Source organism: Paenibacillus woosongensis (assembly GCF_009725165.1).
Taxonomy (GTDB): domain Bacteria; phylum Bacillota; class Bacilli; order Paenibacillales; family Paenibacillaceae; genus Fontibacillus; species Fontibacillus woosongensis.
The window spans coordinates 1-3,325 of record NZ_WNZW01000026.1 but is presented as its reverse complement, the minus strand read 5'-3'; the positions used below and the strand labels follow the sequence as shown (position 1 = coordinate 3,325).

The 3,325-nt window shown below is 44.6% G+C and carries 3 protein-coding genes and 1 pseudogene; all 4 read right to left on the bottom strand.

All coding sequences use genetic code 11. The features are described from left to right. On the bottom strand, positions 1-303 hold a 303-nt coding region (locus GNP95_RS26330), incomplete at its 3' end, for a hypothetical protein (protein WP_230874013.1). Positions 304-411: 108 nt separating this feature from the next. After that, positions 412-774 (bottom strand): annotated as a pseudogene (locus tag GNP95_RS25415) (IS630 family transposase); the annotation flags it as partial. A 477-nt stretch (positions 775-1,251) separates the two neighbouring features. Next, entirely contained in the window at positions 1,252-1,677 is a 426-nt protein-coding gene (locus GNP95_RS25410) for an SMI1/KNR4 family protein (protein ID WP_155613605.1), read from the bottom strand. 17 nt (positions 1,678-1,694) lie between these two features. Then, on the bottom strand, positions 1,695-3,325 hold a 1,631-nt coding region (locus tag GNP95_RS26325), incomplete at its 5' end, for an HNH/ENDO VII family nuclease (protein WP_330163625.1).

Genomic DNA, 3,325 nt, shown 5'->3' with positions numbered 1-3,325 from the left:
TGTATTCATTTGCTTAATAGGAGTGTCTGGTTCACTACTTATCAGCTTCATAAATTCATCCGAATTGGCTTCATTCCTATATTTTGTTGATAAATTTAATAATTTAACAAGTTCCAACTGTTCACCAACATAGTCATTCTCTACAATATAAGGGTTTTGGACATTATTATTTACTTCATTGTGTTGATTATCCTGATTACTCGAATGTGAAGGGCTAAAGACATTCAGTCCATTAGAACATGCTGTTAGAAGAAATATACATAAGGCCAGTAAATTAACCATTTTATAACAATTCATTTTCATTAGTAATCCCCTAAAGACCTCAAGAATTTGGTGTACATAAAACGCTTCTACAATGACTTATAATAAAATTTTACGTAGCTAATCTATATATTCGGCATTAAAGATTCCTCATAACTGAATGCAAAGACGGTCAACAACTTTGATAGGTTCTTTGCTGATTTCATCCATGAAGGACTTTACTGCAGTACGTATCTCTTCAACAGAAGAGCAGAACACATTGTAGATCACTGATTTTTTCAACCAACCCCAAAGCCCTTCAACGATGTTTAATTGGGGACTATACGGGGGTAAAAATATGAGTTCTAACTGTTTAGAGTGTTGCTTTAAGAAATGTTGAATCAGCCGAGCATGGTGAATACGCGCATTGTCCAAAATCATAATCGTTTTCCCTTCTGGATATTTTGCGACAATATTCTCCAGAAACGATAGGAATACTTGAGCATCGTATTTATCATGTTCTTCCCAATAGATCTAAACGGTAGATATTTACGGTGGTAATTTATATGATCGTCGGATAGCCGCCAATCATACTGATTTAAGAATCGAGCTATTTGGGCTAAGACGTGGTTCCGATGAACAACATCATTGTGTTTAGACTTAGCAAGTAATGTGCGAGGCTTAGCTCGACTTGCTCCTGTGACATCGGGTCTTTGACTTACTTGACGAAGATTCCGACAATCTCGTCCATTGCATCGGAACAATGTCCTAGCACGTTCTCCCGCCGATCAGGGTTAAGGCTGTATCTAACGGTAGTCGTTTCATGGATTCGGCCTCCCTTCTGTCGCGGCGTGGGTGCTTAGCTTTTGCTGAACGTTCCATTTCCTCCATAAGAGATACTGCCGCTGTACTTCCTGTTCATCATAGCCATGCTGTACCACGATAATCAGGATGACGCGGGGGATTGAATCAGTGTAGCCATCAAGGAACTACGAAACCTTTCCCATGAGACTACAAGTTATCAATTCCTTCTTGAAACATATCAAGTAAATAGTCATCAAATTTATCATAACGAACGGAGGGTTCTTTCCCGCCCCTCTCCCAACTAAATACCCTATCATCATTAATATCAGCAGAAAACATACAGCGAACAAATTCTCCTGAATCCTCAATTACAATTAGCCTTAAATCCAATCCCAATTTTCTCCATCTTTCAGTTGCCTTTACGACAGACGCACCAAGATTCCCTTGAACGCCTAAAACCTCCACCCCACAGATTCCACCTGAGCCATAATCTTTTATAAAGTCTCGATAACTTTGAGGAAATCTTAAGCCAAGTATTTCTTCAGCATTGCGAATATCCTCGTCTGATACTTTTCCGAAAAAGTCCTTTTCTTCGCTATACTCTTCGATCATATTTAATATTTGTTCATTCATGGTATACCTCCATTTAACTATTCCTCATTCGCACGCATCTTCCAGTAATTACTTCTAAAGTTATTATACTGTTTTTCAAGTAATGGATCATTTCTAAAGCTATTTCCGTCCTCTACTAATCCGTGTAATTCACTACTGTATTTATCGTGAGTAGTTTCAGCGATTTCAACCATACCTCCAGGTTCTTTTTGGATTAGATGGTGAAGCTCAACTTTACTCTCCTCACCGTCTTTAACAACATAAGGCGATTTCCCTTTCACCATGAGTTCCTTATTAGTTAGTCCACCTGCAGCAGGATCTTTCGGCACATAATTTTTATCAATTTCGATTTGGTATACTCTTCTCGAGACATCAACATCTTTCCCTGCGACTTTAACAGAACCCTTTACTTCTACTGCAGTATATTTATCAGGTAACCAGTCTAGTTCAAATTTTTCAGAAGATAGTTTTGTGGCTTTTAGTCTAGTATTAACTGTCCCAGATCCTACACCATTACCCATCCCCTCAGCAGGATCCATCTTCCCGCCACTAGATCCTGAATCAGGCTTGGATTTGGAGAACTGCGGTTCCGTCTTCGGCACGTCCAAATCCCGGACAGGGATTGAGCCATTGGGGGTCGCAAGCGATACTTGCCCCCGCGTTTGCGCCGCTTTCTTCACGCTCTTCACGAGTTCCTTCACGGTCTTGCCGGAGAATTTGGCTCCCGCTCTGGCGGCGCCTTCTACTACCGTGATCGCGAAGAAGGCCTTCGTCACGGCTCGTCCGTATTTTACGCTTTCCTCATAGGTTGCTTTGCCGGAAAGAACCTTCGGCTGCAGCTCGATGATATCCTGGAAAGGAACCACGAATTCCTCTGCCGCGGCGTCGCCGAGCAATTTCCTCATATCGTCAATCGTCAACTCGCCGGTTGCAATTGCTTCCCCTATAGCGTAATATCCCGGCACGGTATCTGTCCAGAATCCCAGGCTTGCCGGATTGGAATTGACGGCGAACTCAGCTAAGTCCTTCACGTCTTCAAACAGTTGACTGACGATGCCATCCCCTACGCCTACGATCGTTACGGCCGCCGTCAATCCGCCCGTGTTCAGGTTCGGATTGTTGCGTATGCCTGAGCCTCTTTCCGAACGGGCTAAGTCCAGCAGCTCCTTCGTGATCTTCCCGTCTACCTCGAACATCTCCCATCCGAACCAATCGCGCCGAACTGCCGCCATGGAGCTCACTGTGTTCGCGATATGCTGGTAGCCTGCGACGGCGATCAGGAATTCCTGGTTGTATTCGCCCGTAATCTCGCCTTGGTAGATGTTCATGTCCTTCAAATACTGCTGCATGTTGCGGATATCCTCCGTAGGAACCGCCTGATTATATTCATCCAGCAGCGCCTGCATTTCCCTGCGCCGCTCCGCCGCTTGACGCACCGCGGCCGCAATGGCGTCGTAGTGGAGTTTCGCCCACTCTCGGTAGAGGGGATTGATCATGCCAGCCGCGATCATCAAGCGCAGCTCGCTCTCTTTTGGCATCGCAGACAGATCCTGCTTCAGCGGGTTATATTCGCAGGCATCCAGCGGAGAGCCTTTATAGAACACGGCCAAGCTGACCCCGGACTTATACCATTCCTCAGCGACGCCGAGCTTCGCCAGCTGCTCCCTTT